The sequence below is a fragment of the Kribbella sp. genome, from assembly GCF_035687465.1.
Taxonomy (GTDB): domain Bacteria; phylum Actinomycetota; class Actinomycetes; order Propionibacteriales; family Kribbellaceae; genus Kribbella.
Window position 1 is genome coordinate 1 of record NZ_DASRXP010000198.1, and the last position, 15749, is coordinate 15749.

The 15749-nt window shown below is 66.4% G+C and carries 19 protein-coding genes; 10 read left to right on the plus strand and 9 right to left on the minus strand.

Annotated elements, in window-relative coordinates:
- From VFG33_RS09845 to VFG33_RS09875, 7 genes are all read left to right on the plus strand, one after another.
- Positions 1 to 295, plus strand: a 295-nt coding sequence (locus tag VFG33_RS09845; RefSeq protein WP_325024706.1) for a vitamin K epoxide reductase family protein, incomplete at its 5' end; no start/stop codon positions are given.
- Positions 292 to 981, plus strand: a complete 690-nt coding sequence (locus VFG33_RS09850; protein ID WP_325024708.1) for a TlpA family protein disulfide reductase — start codon at positions 292 to 294, stop codon at positions 979 to 981. The genes VFG33_RS09845 and VFG33_RS09850, both read left to right, overlap by 4 nt.
- Positions 978 to 1799: a cytochrome c biogenesis CcdA family protein gene (locus tag VFG33_RS09855; RefSeq protein WP_325024710.1), complete on the plus strand. Its 822-nt coding sequence runs from the start codon at positions 978 to 980 to the stop codon at positions 1797 to 1799. The genes VFG33_RS09850 and VFG33_RS09855 overlap by 4 nt, the downstream gene beginning before the upstream one ends.
- 147 nt (positions 1800 to 1946) lie before the next feature.
- Positions 1947 to 2294 (plus strand): ArsR/SmtB family transcription factor, encoded by a 348-nt coding sequence (locus VFG33_RS09860; RefSeq protein ID WP_325024712.1) that lies wholly within the window; start codon positions 1947 to 1949, stop codon positions 2292 to 2294.
- Positions 2291 to 3214 carry a cation diffusion facilitator family transporter gene (locus tag VFG33_RS09865; RefSeq protein ID WP_325024714.1) on the plus strand — a complete coding sequence of 308 codons (924 nt, stop codon included), beginning with the start codon at positions 2291 to 2293 and terminating at the stop codon, positions 3212 to 3214. Before VFG33_RS09860 ends, VFG33_RS09865 begins: the two co-directional genes overlap by 4 nt.
- Positions 3215 to 3326: 112 nt before the next feature.
- Positions 3327 to 3569 carry a hypothetical protein gene (locus VFG33_RS09870; protein WP_325024716.1) on the plus strand — a complete coding sequence of 81 codons (243 nt, stop codon included), beginning with the start codon at positions 3327 to 3329 and terminating at the stop codon, positions 3567 to 3569.
- Between the two features lie 12 nt (positions 3570 to 3581).
- Complete coding sequence (locus VFG33_RS09875) at positions 3582 to 3950, plus strand: methyltransferase family protein (protein WP_325024718.1); 369 nt, start codon at positions 3582 to 3584, stop codon at positions 3948 to 3950.
- Between the two features lie 87 nt (positions 3951 to 4037).
- On the opposite strand, the gene VFG33_RS09880 is transcribed toward VFG33_RS09875, so the two are convergent.
- From VFG33_RS09880 to VFG33_RS09895, 4 genes are all read right to left on the minus strand, one after another.
- Positions 4038 to 5540, minus strand: coding sequence for a CehA/McbA family metallohydrolase domain-containing protein (locus VFG33_RS09880; RefSeq protein WP_325024720.1), 1503 nt, complete (start codon positions 5538 to 5540; stop codon positions 4038 to 4040).
- 106 nt (positions 5541 to 5646) lie between these two features.
- Entirely contained in the window at positions 5647 to 6789 is a 1143-nt protein-coding gene (locus tag VFG33_RS09885) for a ZIP family metal transporter (protein WP_325024722.1), read from the minus strand.
- A 41-nt stretch (positions 6790 to 6830) separates the two neighbouring features.
- Positions 6831 to 7865, minus strand: a complete 1035-nt coding sequence (locus VFG33_RS09890; protein WP_325024724.1) for a multicopper oxidase domain-containing protein — start codon at positions 7863 to 7865, stop codon at positions 6831 to 6833.
- Complete coding sequence (locus VFG33_RS09895) at positions 7865 to 8560, minus strand: metal-dependent transcriptional regulator (RefSeq protein WP_325024726.1); 696 nt, start codon at positions 8558 to 8560, stop codon at positions 7865 to 7867. Before VFG33_RS09895 ends, VFG33_RS09890 begins: the two co-directional genes overlap by 1 nt.
- Before the next feature lie 176 nt (positions 8561 to 8736).
- Here VFG33_RS09895 and VFG33_RS09900 point away from each other — a divergent pair, with 176 nt between their 5' ends.
- The 3 genes from VFG33_RS09900 (at position 8737) to VFG33_RS09910 (ending at position 9899) form a co-directional block, all read left to right on the plus strand.
- Positions 8737 to 9423: a hypothetical protein gene (locus VFG33_RS09900; RefSeq protein WP_325024729.1), complete on the plus strand. Its 687-nt coding sequence runs from the start codon at positions 8737 to 8739 to the stop codon at positions 9421 to 9423.
- Between the two features lie 70 nt (positions 9424 to 9493).
- On the plus strand, positions 9494 to 9643 hold the full coding sequence (locus tag VFG33_RS09905; protein ID WP_325024731.1) for a hypothetical protein: 150 nt from the start codon (positions 9494 to 9496) through the stop codon (positions 9641 to 9643).
- A 10-nt stretch (positions 9644 to 9653) separates the two neighbouring features.
- Complete coding sequence (locus VFG33_RS09910; RefSeq protein WP_325024733.1) at positions 9654 to 9899, plus strand: hypothetical protein; 246 nt, start codon at positions 9654 to 9656, stop codon at positions 9897 to 9899.
- Here VFG33_RS09910 and VFG33_RS09915 read toward each other — a convergent pair.
- The 5 genes from VFG33_RS09915 to VFG33_RS09935 form a co-directional block, all read right to left on the minus strand.
- A complete protein-coding gene (locus VFG33_RS09915; protein WP_325024735.1) occupies positions 9853 to 10605 on the minus strand; it encodes a hypothetical protein in 753 nt (250 codons plus the stop codon). The two genes, VFG33_RS09910 and VFG33_RS09915, sit on opposite strands and share 47 nt — an antisense overlap.
- 61 nt (positions 10606 to 10666) lie before the next feature.
- A complete protein-coding gene (locus tag VFG33_RS09920) occupies positions 10667 to 12094 on the minus strand; it encodes an NADH-quinone oxidoreductase subunit N (RefSeq protein WP_325024737.1) in 1428 nt (475 codons plus the stop codon).
- A 3-nt stretch (positions 12095 to 12097) separates the two neighbouring features.
- Positions 12098 to 13588, minus strand: coding sequence for a complex I subunit 4 family protein (locus VFG33_RS09925; protein WP_325024739.1), 1491 nt, complete (start codon positions 13586 to 13588; stop codon positions 12098 to 12100).
- 3 nt (positions 13589 to 13591) lie between these two features.
- Positions 13592 to 15433, minus strand: coding sequence for an NADH-quinone oxidoreductase subunit 5 family protein (locus VFG33_RS09930; RefSeq protein ID WP_414672939.1), 1842 nt, complete (start codon positions 15431 to 15433; stop codon positions 13592 to 13594).
- Positions 15430 to 15749 (minus strand): NADH-quinone oxidoreductase subunit NuoK (locus VFG33_RS09935; protein WP_325024743.1); only part of this gene is annotated, 320 nt, incomplete at its 5' end. The genes VFG33_RS09935 and VFG33_RS09930, both read right to left, overlap by 4 nt.

Genomic DNA, 15749 nt, shown 5'->3' on the forward strand with positions numbered 1-15749 from the left:
GCAGGCCGGCGCCACGTTCGGTGTCGTGTTCGTGCACTGGCTGATCTTCCAGAGCCTGTACCGGATCGGCGCCTTGTGCCCGTACTGCATGGCGGTGTGGACCGTGACCATCGCGATCTTCTGGTACGTCACGCTCCACAACCTCAACCGCGGAAACTTGCCTGCACCGCCAACCGCACGGCGAACTCTCAGCCTGATCACCCGCTACCACGGTGTCGTGCTGACAGCCTGGGCGGTGCTCCTGCTCGCCCTCGTCGGTGAACAGTTCTGGTCGTACTGGAGAACCCTGCCATGACGCTGCCCACACCCAGCCCCGATACAGAGTCCGAAAGTGCCCAACCAGCCAAACCACGTCGCCCGTGGCGCCGGCTTGTCACCGCAGCGGCAATCGTCACCGTGATCGCGGTGATTGGCCTGTGGGCCAGTGGCGTGTTCGACGACTCGGCACAATCGCGCGCCGGACAGCAGGCCGAGGACAACCCCACGGGGCTCACGCGATACCAACTTGGGGACCGAATGGCGCTGCCGGTCGTGCGCGGTGAAACCCTCACCGGCAGTCAGTTGGATCTCGCCGACCTGCGCGGCAAGATCGTTGTCATCAACGTGTGGGGGTCATGGTGCAACCCTTGCCGTGCCGAGACCCCAGAACTCGTCAAGGCAGCCAATGAGACCGTCGACCAAGGGGTCAGCTTCGTCGGCATCGACACCCGCGACAATCTGCCTGCTGCTCGTGCGTTCGCCAAGGCGTTCAAGATGCCTTATCCAAGCATCATCGACCGTGATGGGCGGATCCTGCTCGGGTTCAACGGCATCGTCCCGTTCAGCGCTGTCCCTAGTACCGTCGTCGTCGACCGCAGCGGTGCGATCGCGGCCCGCGTCATCGGCCGCATCAACTACAGCACCCTGCGCGGCCTCATCGCCGACCTACAAGCCGAAACAGCCAGTTCCCCTTCGAACGCCACCCCTAGCGGGTCGCGGTGATCGCCGTCGCCAGCCCCGGCGACCTCATCATCACCGGGCCGCTACTCCTCGCCATCCCGATCGCCGCGGCCGCAGGCCTGGTGTCGTTCCTCAGCCCCTGCTGCCTGCCGCTGCTGCCGGGCTACCTTGCCTATGTCACCGGCACTGCCGGTGCCGACGCCGCATCCCAAGCCACAACGACAGATCCCGCCACAATTGCGTCATCCGAGACGGTCGCAACGAGGCCGGTAGCCAAGGGACGAACGGTGGCCGGCACGGTGCTGTTCGTCCTCGGATTCGCCGCGGTCTTCACCAGTTACGGGGCCGCGTTCGGCGCCGTAGGGACGACCTTGCTGGTGCACCAAGCCACGGTCACCCGGATCCTCGGCGCTGTCACCATCGTGCTGGGGCTGATCTTCGCCGGTGCCTTGACCCGGATCCCCCTGACCAGCTGGACGCTGCGGCCTCGCTACCGCCCGCGAGCAGGTCTGGCCGGGGCGCCCCTGCTCGGCGTGCTGTTCGGCATCGGCTGGACACCATGCATCGGCCCGACCCTGGCCGCCGTCCTCACCTTGTCTGTCAGCACCGGGGGCGCCCAACGCGGCGCACTATTGTCCTTCGCCTACAGCCTCGGCCTCGGCATCCCGTTCATTCTCGCCGGCCTCGGTATCCAGCGTGCCTTCAAGGTCTACGCCATCGCCCGCCGTCATGCCCAGACCGTCATGCGTCTAGGCGGCATCCTTTTGATCGCCGTGGGCGTGCTGCAGGTCACCGGGATCTGGGGGAACCTCATCGCCCGTCTCCAGGTCCTCATCGCCAACTGGCAACCCCCGCTGTAGACGGAACCTCGACTCAACGGTTGCGAGAGTGCCTGCTCGACAGTGGCGAGAAGTCTGGGCTAAGGTAGATGTATGAACAGTTCTTCAGATGTGCATATCAGTGCTGCTCTCGACAGTTGCAACGTCCGACTGGTTGATCCTGATCGGGTGGCTGCAGTCCATGAGCGGATGCCGTCTGAGGAGGACGTGGTGGATACCGCTGACATCTTCGGCCTGCTCGGCGATCCGCGGCGGCTGAGGCTGCTGGTTGCCTTGCTGGATGGGGAACTGTGCGTCTGTGACTTGGCCGCGGTCACCGGGATGACCGAATCGGCCACCTCCCATGCGCTCCGCCTGCTGCGTGCTCATCGGGTCGTCTCGGTGCGACGCGACGGGCGGATGGCCTACTACCGGCTCGATGACGCTCATGTGCGCATGCTGGTAGACCTCGCGGTCGCGCACACCAAACACACCGAGGCTATTCATCCTGAGCGCGACATGGGAGTCGCCAGATGAGCGGCGCGGGCCACGGCCACGGTCACGGCGTGACCGCAACCGGCCGGCACCGTGGCATCCTGGCCGGCACGCTGGTCATCTCGCTGTCGATCGCGGCCGTCCAGATCTTCGGCGCCGTCATCACCGGCAGCCTCGCGCTGTTGGCTGACGCCGGGCACGTCCTGGCCGATTCCGGCGGAGTCGCCATGGCGCTCGGCGCGACCCTACTCGCGGCCCGTCCAGCCGCCGGCCGCCGGACGTTCGGCTGGGCGCGGGCAGAGATCCTCGCCGCCGCGATCAACGGGCTAATCCTGATCGGCATGGGCATCTACATCCTCGTCCAGGGAACGCGCCGGTTGATCGAACCGGCCGTGATCGAGCCGGGAGGCATGGCGATCTTCGGAGCGATCGGTCTCGTCGGCAACCTGATCGGTGTCGCGCTGCTCTATCGAGCCCGTACTGCGAGTCTCAACATGCGTGGCGCGTTCCTCGAAGTCGCCACCGACTCAGCAACGTCGGTCGGCGTTCTGGTCGCGGCGCTGGTGATCGCGCTGACCGGGTTCACCCGCGCCGACGCGATCGTGTCGCTGTTGATCGGGCTGATCATCGTGCCCCGCGCGGTGAAACTGCTCCGCGAAGCGGTCAACGTGCTCCTGGAAGCCGCACCGGCCGACATCGACCTGGACAAGATCCGCGAACACATCCTCGAAGTCGACCACATCCGCGACGTACACGACCTGCACGTCTTCACCGTCACGTCCGGGCTCCCGGTCCTGACCGCCCACGTCGTCGTCGACCGGGAATGCTTCGAGGACGGCCACGCCCCACAACTGCTGGACAAACTGCAGACCTGCGTGGCGGGCCACTTCGACGTCGAACACTCCACCTTCCAGCTCGAACCCATCGGGCACGCCGACCACGAACACCCGACCCACAGCTGAAACCAGCCAGGAGCCCGCCAGCGAACGAAGCACCTATCCGGGCCGAGACCGCCGAAGCCGCGAAGCCTGGTGCGGCGATCACCGCTGCTGACTTCAAGAAGGGACGCCAGAGATGGCCGTCACTGCGTTAGTGCTGTACCTCGTTTGGTTCACGATCGCGTTCGGGATTCGCGCGGTCGTCCACCGCCGCCGGACCGGCGATTCCGGCTTCCGCGGCCTGTCCGGCCGGGCAGGCTCGGTCGCATGGTGGGCAGGCGTACTGTTCGCCCTCGCCGTCGCCACTGGCTTGATCGGGCCTATCGCAGCGCTACTCGGCCTCGACCCACTAGCTGTCCTCGCCGCGCGCCCTCTATAGGTAGCCGGCCTGTTGATCGCCCTTGTCGGGATGGCTGCAACCGTCACCGCCCAAGTGGCGATGGGTACCTCCTGGCGGGTGGGCGTCGACCCCGCCGAACGCACCGGCCTCGTGACAGACGGCGCCTTCACCTGGGTACGAAACCCGGTGTTCACCGCGATGATCGTCACCGCGGCAGGCCTGACCTTGATGGCGCCGAACGTGGTCAGCGTCGCTGGGCTGATCGCATTGCTCGTAGCGATCCAACTGCAAGTGCGGATCGTCGAAGAGCCATATCTGCTCGAGGTCCATACCGCCGCCTACAAGAGCTACGCAGCTCAAGTTGGCCGCTTCGTTCCCGGCATCGGGCGGATCACCACCACCGGTGTCCCACGCATCTGATCCCCCACAATCGCAGCGGGGAGCGTCCCTTCTCTCCTGGCCACCTCCTAAGGTGGCCAGGAGAGAAGACGGAGACCTATCGCTGGATCAGCGCACGTGGACGAAGACCGGGTTGGAGTAGAACCACAGGTCGGTCCACGGGCTTTCCTTGCCGTCTGGTTCCGGCTCCAGCTCGTCGGTGTTCGTACCCCGAACACGGGCGTAGACGTCGTGGTCCAGGTCCTTCAGGGTGTGCCGGATCACGTAGTCGCGTCCCTGTCGCTGCCAGTCCCGGGGACCGAAGCGAGCGACGACCTTGGTGGTCGGGTTCGTGTCCGCGTCCAGGTTGGCGCTCAGACCGGTGATCTGGCCGAGGATCAGGTCGACACGACTGACGGCAGGCCGGTCATCGTTGGCGTTCTTGCCCTCCAGCGGGCGGAACCTGATCTCGATCTCGACGTCGTTGCGGTTGCGCCGGCTCAGGCTGAGGGTCTCGCCCACGGCCGCGTCCTTGCCCCGGCTCTTCGCGGTGACGTCGAGGCTGCTGATCAGGTCCCCGGTGGTGACGAAGATCCGCCCGTTGCGGATCCCGTCCATGATGTCGGCGTAGTCCTGCCGCGCGTGAACGTAGGTCTTGCTGTACTCACCCGGCCAGAAGTCCGACCCGCCCCGGGTCCAGTGCACGTGCGAGTCGGAGGTGGCGGTGATCCACCAGCGCCGCCCTTCGCCCAGCAGCGCGTCCCACAGCCCGCCGACGCGCGCCGTCATCTGGTCGTAGCCGCCGTGGGTCGGGTAATTGCCGTAGGCGCCACGGGCACCGCCGTTGAGCGGGCCGGCCTGGTGCCCGGGCGCCCCCTCGAACCCGACGTAGACGTCGGGTGCGGCGTTGTTGCCGTTGCGGAACTCCCGCGGCGTGTCCTGCCCGTAGACGCCCAGACCGGTGGCCGACCGCGAGGCGTGATGGGCGATCACCAGCGGCTTGTTGCGCATGTCCTTGGCAGTCCGCAGGAACTCGACCATCTTCGCCTCGGTGTCGCGGCCCGGATCCGACGGGAACGCATCCAGCTTGGCGAAGCGACTCTCCAGCTCGAACAGCTGCTGCGCCTCGCCGTCATGCCTCGGAATCATCAGCGTGTGGTGATCCAGCTTCGGAGCGTCGAACTCCATCCCCCAAAACTGCAACACCTCCGGCACGAGCCTGCGTGACTGCAGGAGGTCCGGGTAGGCCTGCTCCAGGTTCACCTTCGAGTGCGTCGGTCCACCATGGTCGGTGCACATCGCCCAGGTCAGACCGAAGTTCTTCGCCATGATCGCATTCGTCACGATCGGATAGACAGCATCCGCACCTTTGGAGAACCGCGGTGGCGTCACCGAAGTGTCGAAGTCACCGCTGTACTCCGAGTGCACATGGTGATCGCCGGCCCGCCACACCCTGCTACCGGGGTTGCCTCGGCCCGCCTGCTGCTCACGGTCCACGTCGTCGTCGGCCCAGGCCGCACCACTCGCCGCCGCACTGTTCGCGGCCACGAACGTCGCACCGACGCCCACGTACTTGACCACCTGGCGCCGCGAAACGGCGCCACTCTCGGAATCCTTCACAACATCGTTCACAGCAATCTCCTCGATCTGTGGCGGCAGTGGCGGCGCCAGCCCGCACAGTCTCGGAGAGCACGTTGAATTCTGCATGAATGCCAGGGATCTTCGTCATGGAGACAGTTCAGGCGGAGACGAGCAACCCGGTGGCGTACATGATCACGACGCCAGCCGAGAGACCGCCGACCACGGGCAGACCGAGCACCCTGCCGGCCTGGTCCCGAAGACCAGGGGTGATCTGCATGACCACCTGAACGATCGCACCGACTCCCACGCCAAGCAGCAACGAGGCAAGCGCTCCGTTGTTGACGGTGACGCCGATCGCCGCGCCTATGATCGCCGGTGCTCCGGCCAGCAGACCGAGACCAAGCAGGCGACCCAGAGAAGGTTGAAGACGAGTCAGCGGCGTGACCACCGCAAGGCCCTCGGTGGTGTTGTGGAGGGCGAAGCCGACTACCAGAGCGGCACCCAGAGCCAGTTCACCCACCGCGTACGCCGAACCGATCGCGAGCCCCTCGCCGAGGTTGTGCAGTCCGATGCCGGTCGCGATCATCAGTGCCAGTCGCCGGCCGTCCGGCTGACCGCCGTCATTCTCGCTCGATCTGTTCTGCAGGAGGCGGTCGACCGCGGTGAGCGCCAGGAACGCCAATGCACCACCGAGGAACACCAGCAGCGGTCCCCCGAACGCGCCTCCGGTCCGGCCAGCGAGATCGAATCCCTCCACTGCGGCATCGACGGCGAGGAACGCGAGCAACCCCACTGTCAGCGCCAGCAGGACCCGGACCAGCGGCCGCCCGGCTCTGCGCAGAACGGGCAGGAACATCATCCCGAGAGCGACCGGGATAATGCCGACGTAAGTCCCCAGCAGCACCATCAAGGCCAGCAGGTCCCCGTCGGCCGTGGGAGTCTGCACCGCTGCTGGGATCTCGTGCTCGATGACGGCACCCGATGACGTCAGCATCGACACGACGTACGGGTGGCCGTCCTGCCAGGGGTAGTCCAACCGCACAGTGTCGGTGGCCAGCCTGCCCAGCGGTTGAACGGCGCCGGTGAAGCCGACATACACGTCGTTGACGAAGACCTGGGCGATCTGCACGGCATCGGGTCCGGTGTTTCGCAGCGTCAGTTCGATCGTGCTCGGCGACAGGACTGTGCGCTCCACAACCAACTGTTCCACTGGTGGACCGGTCCGGTCTGGGAGGGCGCGACCGCCCAGGACTGCCAGCATGATCATCGCGACGGCAGCAACGGCGACAGTTGTCGCCACCAGGAGCCAACCCGGCAACAGCCTCCGCGTCGTCGAGCCGCTCACTCGGTCACCTCGAAGAAACCCATCCAGCCGAGGTCGGCGAACTCGCTCTTGTGTGCGTGGAACATGTACTTGCCTGGATACGGAAATCGCAGCTCGCAGATCCCTCGTTGGCCTTGAGCCTGGACGACCGTGTCGGTGAACTCCGTGGGCTCCAGCCGTGTCCCGGTCGGGTAGTAGTCGAAGAAGTTCCCGTGCAGGTGGAAGCTGTTGATCGGGTCGTACTCCAGGATGTTCACCAGGTAGATCCGCACCAGCTCGCCACGCTTCACCCGGACCGGCTCGTTCATGTAGTGGAACGGGATCCCGTTCACGGCGTACAGCTGGTTGCCTTGAGCATCGAAGTTGGTGTTGTAGCCGTGCATCACCATCACCATCTCGTCCGCCGGCGAACGGTTTTGCGGTGGATCGATGATGAAGGTGCCGTACATGCCCCGGGCGATGTGCTCGGCCAGCGGCCCGACATGGCAATGGTAGAGATGGAGGCCGAACGGCACCGCGTCGAACTCGTAGACGAAGTCACCGCCGGGCTCGATCACACCCCGCCCGATCCCTGGGACTCCGTCCATCTCGGCCGGATGGATGCCATGGAAATGCATCGTGTGCGGATGCGCAGACGCATTGACGAACCGCACTCGCAGCCGGTCCCCTGCCCGGCAGCGCAGGGTCGGACCGGGTATGCGTCCGTTGAAGGTCCAGGCCTCGAACCGCAGGCCGGGCGCGACCTCGATCTCACGGTCCGACGCGTAGATCTCCCACTCGCGCAGCATCCGGGCACCCGGCAGCTTCGACACCTTGCCATAGTCGAAGTCCCGGAGAATCTGGCTGGGGTCGAACCCGTTGGCGACGTGGTCGACGCTGCCGCCATGGAAGGTCGGGCCGTTGATCCCGCCGCCATGACCTGTCGGAGTGCCGTGACCCGGGTGGGTCGGCGGACTCGGGCCGGCACTCGCCTGCTGCGGTTGCGCGGGTACCGCACCGAGCGCAACCCCCGCTCCTCCCAGCAGGAACCCGCGCCGGGACGAGCCGGGCATCAGGCGGTCTCCCCGTGCACGAGGTCCGCGAGCGTCAGCCCGAGCGCATGGCTGCGCGCTCCGACCGTCACCCATATCGGACCATTGAAGGGCTCGCGGCTCATCACCTCGAGGATCGCGCCCGGCTTGATGTCCCGCTCGGCCAGGTACCGCAGGGCGTTGCTGTCGTCGTCGGCCACCCTTTGCACCCGGAAGCGGCTCCCCGAAGGAACACTGCCGAGGGCGGCCGCCCACGACTCGACATGCTCGCCGTCGCGTGGCGGGATGGGGTCGCCGTGCGGGTCGTGCGTCGGATGTCCGAGCAACGTGTCGATCCTGTTCTCCAGCCGTTCGCTGATCGCATGCTCGAGCACATCGGCCTCCACGTGGACCTCGTCCCAGTCGAGGCCGACCACCTCGACGAGGAAGGTCTCGACCAGCCGATGCCTGCGCGTCACCCCCGTGGCATGCCTGTCGCCGTGGGGCGTCAACACGATGGAACGAGCAGCGGAGCGATCGATCAGTTCACTGGCTTCCAGGCGTTTCAGCATCGCCGACACGGTCGGCGGAGATACCCCGAGCTGCTCGGCCAGCGCGGAGGTCGTGACGGCGAGCCCCCGACCGGCGAGCTTGAAGATCGTCCGGAGATAGTCCTCGACCGTCTCCGTATGAGCGATCTCGCAACACTGCGCCGACCGCGCCGTTTGAGCTATCACAGGAACAGATTAGATGTATCTAATCGCAATAGCCATGCTCTGCTGATGCGGTCGCGTCGCTCCAGAAGCGCGGACACGCTGCGCCGGTCCAACGCTGACAGGAATTCCTACACTTGAGCGCGGGAGTCGAGCGGCTCGGGAGTTCTCAGGTGCGGCGCTGGGGAGGTTCCCTGAGGATGTCGACCGAACGGGAGCCTCCGGTCGCGGCGTACGACCGCGCAGCGGCGTCACGAATCCTGGCCAGGTTCGGTGCTGCTGAACCTTTCGGCAGAGTCGGAGATGCGGTCAGCGAGCAGTTCTTGGGTGGGGCGCGACGTGTCGACCCGCAGTTGACTCCGTTGGTCGCCGCCTCGGGAAGCCACCTGACCTCGAGTCAACTGGACTACCTCTCCTCTCGCATGCGACTTTGTCGCTCGGAGTCGGTCACGAGTGCTACGCACACGGTGGTCTGGCATGACAGCGACGGCGTCGTGAACGTGACGCATTGTGGGCCGAGCGCGCTCGGGGCTGTGGTGCCGGTGGTCGCTCGGGAGACGACGTTGGCGATGTGGCGTGCGCTGGCAGCGAACGAGGATGCCCGCCCCGCCCCGCTCAGCGCCGGCGATCAGGTGACGATGGCCGCGACCACGACCGATCGCGAGCCGCCGGAGACGTTCAGAGTCGGGATCGACACCATCTCCAGGGCACTCGTCCAGCACGCCTATCTAGCCGGCCAGACGCCGTATCGGGGGCCCGCCGAGTTTGCCCGGGGACTCCGCGACTCAGCGATCTTCCTGCTCGGGCTCGACAGCACCGAGCGGCGCCGTAGTAGCGAATACCTGGCACTGGGGATTGCAGTCCTCGACCTTTTCACCGCGGCATGATCCCAGCGAACTTCGCGGTCATGACGGTGCGGTCCGCTACACGCTCGAGACCTCGATGATGCTGCGGACGATGAAGGACGCCGCCATCGCCGACGCTCATGCTCTGATGCGGCGTGCCAGGCAGGACGAAGGCCTGTCGATCCACGACGCGCTGCGGAGGTACCGGGTAGTGCTGATCGGCGTGGTCGACACCTTCGTCGTTCTGTATAGCAAGCCGTAGGGGTGGTGATGTGGAGCTCCTGGAGCGCACCTACCAGAAGTTCCTCGCCGCCTCGACCGGAGGACTCGATGCCCTGGGCAAGGTAATCAGGCTGCGGGAGAACAATCGCGAGGGGCTATTCTATCTGCGCAACACCTGCTGCCTCTATTACACCTCCGCCGAAGCCTCCAAGTTTTCGAGCTGTTGCCTGGACAGTGTCGAGGACCGCATCACCGCCTACCGCCGTGTGCTCGCCGAAGGCGTGGTACCCCACTGACCTCACAAATCCGCGGCGTCCAGTCACGATGGATGGCCTGGGTGGGCTGAATCAATGGCGGCCCAGGATCGTAGCGGGCCTTGACCTCCTCCGCGCGCCACCAAAGCAATACGAGTCCAGCCATGGCCATGACGCCGCCGCCGATTGCCGGTGCCAGCCATCCGGACGTGCTGCTCAGGTGACTTGCCGCCGGAGCGGCCGTGGCCGGCGTGATCGGCACTGCGGCGTGCGCCTCGGTCATCGTGATGAGCGGGCGGACTGCGCCCCAATGAGCACCGTGGCCGTCGTCCATGATCATCGGTGGCGGCGTCGGGAGCACCGTCAGCCCTCCGGGCGCATTGGCTGTACCGATCTCGTAGTCGGCGAAGATGCCCTGAATGCCGTACAGCCGCCAGCTACCGGCGCTCGGGAAGACCACGGCCGCGGCGTAATGGGCGGCCTCTGGCAGCGCGGTCCCCGGATACTCCGTGGTCCTGCCGGCCGCGTCGACCAGCCTCAGGCCCTTCTTGCCGAGCTCGCCGTCGTACGGATGCGATCCGTGCTGCAGGACCCAGAATCCGACCGTGTACGCCCGGCCGACCTCCAACTTGTTCGGTAACGGGTCGAGAAGCGTGGTCGCCCAGCCACCGGCCTGTGCCGGGGAGCCGACGCACAATGTGCCGATGATGAGCAGTACCGCGACGCCTGCCAGTGTGCGAAATCTCATGGCGGTTCACCTCCGTACCGTCTACACCGCCACGACCGCGAAGGTTCCCTGCCTGGACTTCTCACCGTATGAGTACGCCATCGGCAACTTTCCAGACCACGCCTGCAGCGACGCCCAGCAGGAGGGTCGCCGCCGAGGCGGCAATGGCGGCGCGGGTCGACCACGGTGAGGGTGTGAACCGAGGCGTCGGGATGTTCTCGGCCGTTCCGATTCGGTAGATGGGGACAATCCAGCGCAGGTAGTAGAAGAGGCTGGCCAGTGAGTTGGCGAAGACCACGACCACCAGCCATGCCTGACCGCCGTCCCAGGCGGCTGTGGCCGTGGTCAGCTTGCCGATGAACACAGCGGTGGGTGGTGTTCCGACCAAGCCCAGCAGGGCCACGACCAGAGAACCGGCGAGCCACGGATGGGAGCTGGCGAGCCCACGGTAGGAGGCGAGGTCCCTGTGACCCGGTAGCGCGGTGGTGACCGCGAAGGCAGCAACGTTCGTGACGGTATAGCCGGCCAGGTAGTAGAGCATTGACGGCAACGCCAGGTCGCTGTGGCCTGCAACGGAGACCGGGACAAGGAGGAAACCGACCTGGCTGACGGTCGACCAGCCGAGCATGCGACGGGGATCTTGTTGCCAATAGGCCGCGAGGTTGCCAAGACTCATGCTGGCCGCGGCGAGGATCGCCACCAACAATGGCCATCCGACGTTGTCGGGCAGTGCCGTCACGAGCCTGTATGCCGCGACGATGGCACCGATCTTCGGCACGGTGGTGAGGAAGGTGGCGACCGTGCCACTGGCTGCTTGTGCCGCGTCGGGCACCCAGAAGTGTGCCGGGACTCCCCCTGCCTTGAACATCAGACCGGCGAGCACTGCGACGAGCCCCGCTGCCGTCGCGGCGGCGGGTGCACTGGCGAGCCCTTCATCCAGCTCGGCGTATGCGGTGGTGCCGGCGATGCCGTAGAGGATGGTGACGCCGAGGAGCAGGAGGATGCCGAACAGGGCACCCAGGAGGTAAGTCTTCATGGCCGCTTCGGCACTCTTCGGGGTGCGCGCGAGGCCGACGAGGCCGTACAGCGGGATGCTGGTCAGCAAGAATCCGGTGGCCAGGACGAGCAGGTCGTCCGCGCCGGCCAGGACCAGAGTGCCAGTGGCGGAGAAGAGCAGGAGCGCATAGGTCTCGCTCTCACGCGGCGATCCGGCGATCTCGTCCGTGGCGAGGGCGAGGACCAGCAGGGTGGCGATCGCGGCGATGCTGCGGGCGATGCCTGTGCCGGTGTCGACTCCAAAGCTTCCCTCGAAGGCGGTCTGGGCTGGTCGGGCCAGTTCGATGCTGGCGGCAACGATGCAGCCGAGCAGGGCGGCTGCCGCGACGACACGGGTGAGCCATTGCCGTCGCCGTGACAGGAACGAGCCGACGATGAGGCACGCCACGCCGCCGACGAACAGCAGGATCTCGGGCAGTAGCAGCAGCGGCCGCAGCCCCATCTCCGAGTTCACCAGCTACCGCCCCACCAGTTTGATGACCAGACGCGCTGCGGGTTCAATCTGGTCGAGCAGCGGCCTTGGCAGGACGCCGATCAGCAGGGACAGCAGGAGAAGCGGTCCCGCCGACCAGATCTCGGAGCGCCGCAGGTCGCCGAAGCCGACGGAGCTGCCGCGGGTCTCGCCGGTGAACAGCTGCTGGAGTGCCCGCAGGAAGAGCGCGGCGGTGATCAGGATGCCAAGTACGGCGAGGGCGGTGACCGGCGCTGCAGCGACGCTGCCGGTGAAGATCTGGAATTCGGCGATGAACCCGGAGAACGCGGGCAGTCCCAGGGAGGCGAACGCACCGATAGCGAACAGGGCGGCGAATTTCGGGGCCGGTCCAGCCAGGCCTCCATAGGCGTCCAGATCGTAGGTGGAGGCGCGATCCTGTAGGACGCCGGCGAGCAGGAACAGGGCACCGGTGATGAGGCCGTGGCTGACCATCTGGGTCACGGCGCCGGTGACCGCGACCTCCCGCGCTTGCGTGGTGTCGCCGCCGACCAGGCCTGCGACGCCGACCGCGAGCACGATGTAGCCCATGTGGTTGACCGAGGTATAGGCGATCATCCGTTTCGCGTTGTTCTGTGCTAGAGCAACCAGCGCACCGTAGAGCACCGAGATGACGCCGACCACGATCACGATCCAGGCCCAGGCGCGCCATGCCTGAGGCAGCATCGGCATCGCGATCCGGACAAAACCGTACGTCCCCATCTTCAGCAGAACCGCGGCCAGCACCGCAGATCCGACGGCAGGGGCGTCGGTATGGGCAGGTGGCAACCAGGTGTGGAACGGGACGGTCGGGGTCTTCACTGCCAGACCGATCAGGATCGCCGCCAACACCAGGCCGCCGGCGACGGGCCTGTTGGCCAGCGGCATAGCAGCGGTCAGCTGCACCATGTCGAACGTGTGCGGGTCCGCGGCGACGTACAAGCCGATGAATCCGACCAGCAGGGCAAGAGAGCCGAGGAATGTGTAGAGGAAAAACTTCAGTGCCGATCTCGCCGCGTCGCCGTGGCCCCAGCCGGCAATGGCGAAGTACATGGCGACGATCGACAGATCGAAGAACACGAAGAACAAGATCAGGTCCGCGGAGACGAACAATCCCAGGCTGACGCTTTCCAAGAACAGGAACAGTGCGGCCTGGATCCGGGGACGGTGGCGCTCACCCAGCGCGTAGATCGCACAGGCTGCGAAGATCACCACTGTCATCGCGATCAACGGCAACGAGAGCCCGTCCACACCAAGGTGATAGCTGCTGTTGACACCGGGGATCCACTCGACCTGTTCCTCGAACGCCAGCCCACCGTCCAGCGGCGACTGGTACCGAAGCCACACGACGACAACCAGCGCCACCTCGATAGCCGTGACCACTACCCACGCCCACCGTGCCGCGCCGTCGCGCAGACCTGGTACCGCGAGCAGCGCGCCGGCCGCGGCCAGCGGCAGGAAGATGATCAGACTGAGCACAAGTCACCTCGCCGCGATGAGAACGATGATGCCGGCCGCAAGCACCAGGAGGGCTTGCAGATAGTACTGGTGGAGCTGACCGGTCTGCGGGCGGCGCGCCAATTCGCCGAACCGGCGGACCTGGCTCGCGAACGCCTCCACAGCGCCGTCCACGACCCGCTGGTCGAACTGGGCGCATTCCCTGGCAAGGCGTAGGACGGCTGCCGCGGTGGTAGTGACGGCGCGGTCGACTACCCGGTCATCGAAGGTTGCCAGCGTCTGCGCCAATCGCAGGGTCGGGCGTACGACGATTGCGGTGGCGGCGGCCTCGAGACCCAGCCAGTTGGCGGCCCATCGTGGCTCCGGGAGCTTCCACCACGCCGCCGCGCACACAACGGCAAGGGCGAGAACCGCGGACCCAATGAACTCGAGCAACGACGGGTGCCGGCGATCCTCGCCGAGGGCCCGGGCAAGGGCGTTGCCGAGCGGCGGAAAGGCCAGGAGACCAAGCACGGCGGCGCCCATGGCCAGTACCACCAGCGGCACCTGCTGCAACCTGTTTACAGTCCCAGTCGCTACCTCTTCCCCCCCGTCGCGAGGCTCGGTGTCATCACGCGGGGCGGTCCGCCAGATGACTACCAACATCTTGCCCGCATAGGCAGCTGACAAGGCAGCGGCGGCGAGACCAACCAGATAGAGCCACCCGGACTTGTCCAGCGCGGCGGTGAGGACCGAGTCCTTCGTCGCCCACAACGACAGCGGCGCAACGCCGGCGAGTGCGAGCGCCCCGATGGTCGCCGACCAGCCCACCACCGGCCAGCGTCGCGCGACCCCCCGCAGCCCTCTGAGCTGTTTGGTGCCAAGCGCGGTAAGCCACGCCCCAGCTGCCAGAAACAACAGCGCCTTGGTGGCGGCATGCGCCAGCAGGTGAGCGGTCCCGGCGCTGACCGAGCCGACCCCGGCGGCCATCACCACGAACCCCAGCTGTGCCGCGGTCGATGCGGCAAGCAACTGTTTGAGGTCCGACTGCGCGACTGCGACACCACCGAGCAGCAGGGCGGTGGCAGCCCCTGCCCAGGCGGTGACCGGGGACGCCCACCCGGTGGAGCTCAGCAGCGGTTCAGTCCGGAGCAGCAGGTAGCCGCCCATCGCGACCATGGCCGCCGAATGGAGCAGAGCGCTCACCGGGCTGGGGCCTTCCATGGCACGTGACAGCCAGAACGAGAACGGCAACTGAGCCGCCTTGCCGAGCGCCGCGACCAGGACTCCGGCAGCGATGACATGCCGCCACCCGCTTGCCGCGTCGGCAAGGTCGCTTAGCAGGAAACCTGCCCCGCCGGCAAGCGCCGCAGCCGCAGCGACATACAGGCCGACATCGGCCGTGCGAGTGGTAATGAACGCGGTCAGTCCAGCGCTGACCCGGCGATCGTCGCGCCACCAGAACCCGATCAGGGCATAGGATGCGGCGCCCATGATTTCCCAGGCCAAGAGCAGGACGGGAAGGGTAGCTGCTGTGGCTGTGAGCGCCGCCGCCGCACTGAACAGCAGCATCAGCCCGAAGAACCGGGCCCGGGCCTCGCGGATGTCTCCTGCGGAGAAGACCAACACTAGAAACGTCACGGCAGTGACGGTGGGGACCACAAGCGCCGACAACGCATCAACCTTGAGGGCGAAATCGGTGCCCGCCATAAAGGGAACCGCAACCGCCGGGCGTGTGATTGCCACCTGCACGGCCAGAATCACACCGGCACCCGCGGTGGCCAAGGCGAGGACTGTCGCCACTCGACCGGGCGGGCGCAGAAGGCATAGCGAGCCGCCCACCACGGCAGGCAGCAACACCAGTAGCCAGAGCAAGAGGCCGCTCATCGTGACAGGTCAGTTGCGGTGTCAGTCATGTCGCCGACACGCTCACGGTGAACGAGTGTGGCGACCGCGAAACCCATCGCCATCTCGACCGTCATCGCGGCGATGATCACCAGCAGCAGCACCTGTCCGGTCGGGTTCGGCGTGACGAACCACCAGAACCCGGCAGCGGCGAGGATCACCGCGTTGATCATCAGCTCGAGGCCCATCATCACCATCACAATTACCTGCTGGGACAACGCCCCGTACAAGCCGACGCTGAACAACGCGGCGGCCACCAGCAGCACCGTCTCGAGGGTCATCGGCCCGCTCCTCCCGG

Excerpts from the sequence above, each read along its gene's own strand:
- VFG33_RS09890 (WP_325024724.1), bottom strand. The coding sequence starts at position 7,865 with ATGCCCGGCTCGTCCCGGCGCGGGTTCCTGCTGGGAGGAGCGGGGGTT.
- VFG33_RS09905 (WP_325024731.1), top strand. The coding sequence starts at position 9,494 with ATGAAGGACGCCGCCATCGCCGACGCTCATGCTCTGATGCGGCGTGCC.
- VFG33_RS09850 (WP_325024708.1), top strand. The coding sequence starts at position 292 with ATGACGCTGCCCACACCCAGCCCCGATACAGAGTCCGAAAGTGCCCAA.
- VFG33_RS09900 (WP_325024729.1), top strand. The coding sequence starts at position 8,737 with ATGTCGACCGAACGGGAGCCTCCGGTCGCGGCGTACGACCGCGCAGCG.
- VFG33_RS09870 (WP_325024716.1), top strand. The coding sequence starts at position 3,327 with ATGGCCGTCACTGCGTTAGTGCTGTACCTCGTTTGGTTCACGATCGCG.
- VFG33_RS09865 (WP_325024714.1), top strand. The coding sequence starts at position 2,291 with ATGAGCGGCGCGGGCCACGGCCACGGTCACGGCGTGACCGCAACCGGC.
- VFG33_RS09930 (WP_414672939.1), bottom strand. The coding sequence starts at position 15,433 with ATGAGCGGCCTCTTGCTCTGGCTACTGGTGTTGCTGCCTGCCGTGGTG.
- VFG33_RS09915 (WP_325024735.1), bottom strand. The coding sequence starts at position 10,605 with ATGAGATTTCGCACACTGGCAGGCGTCGCGGTACTGCTCATCATCGGC.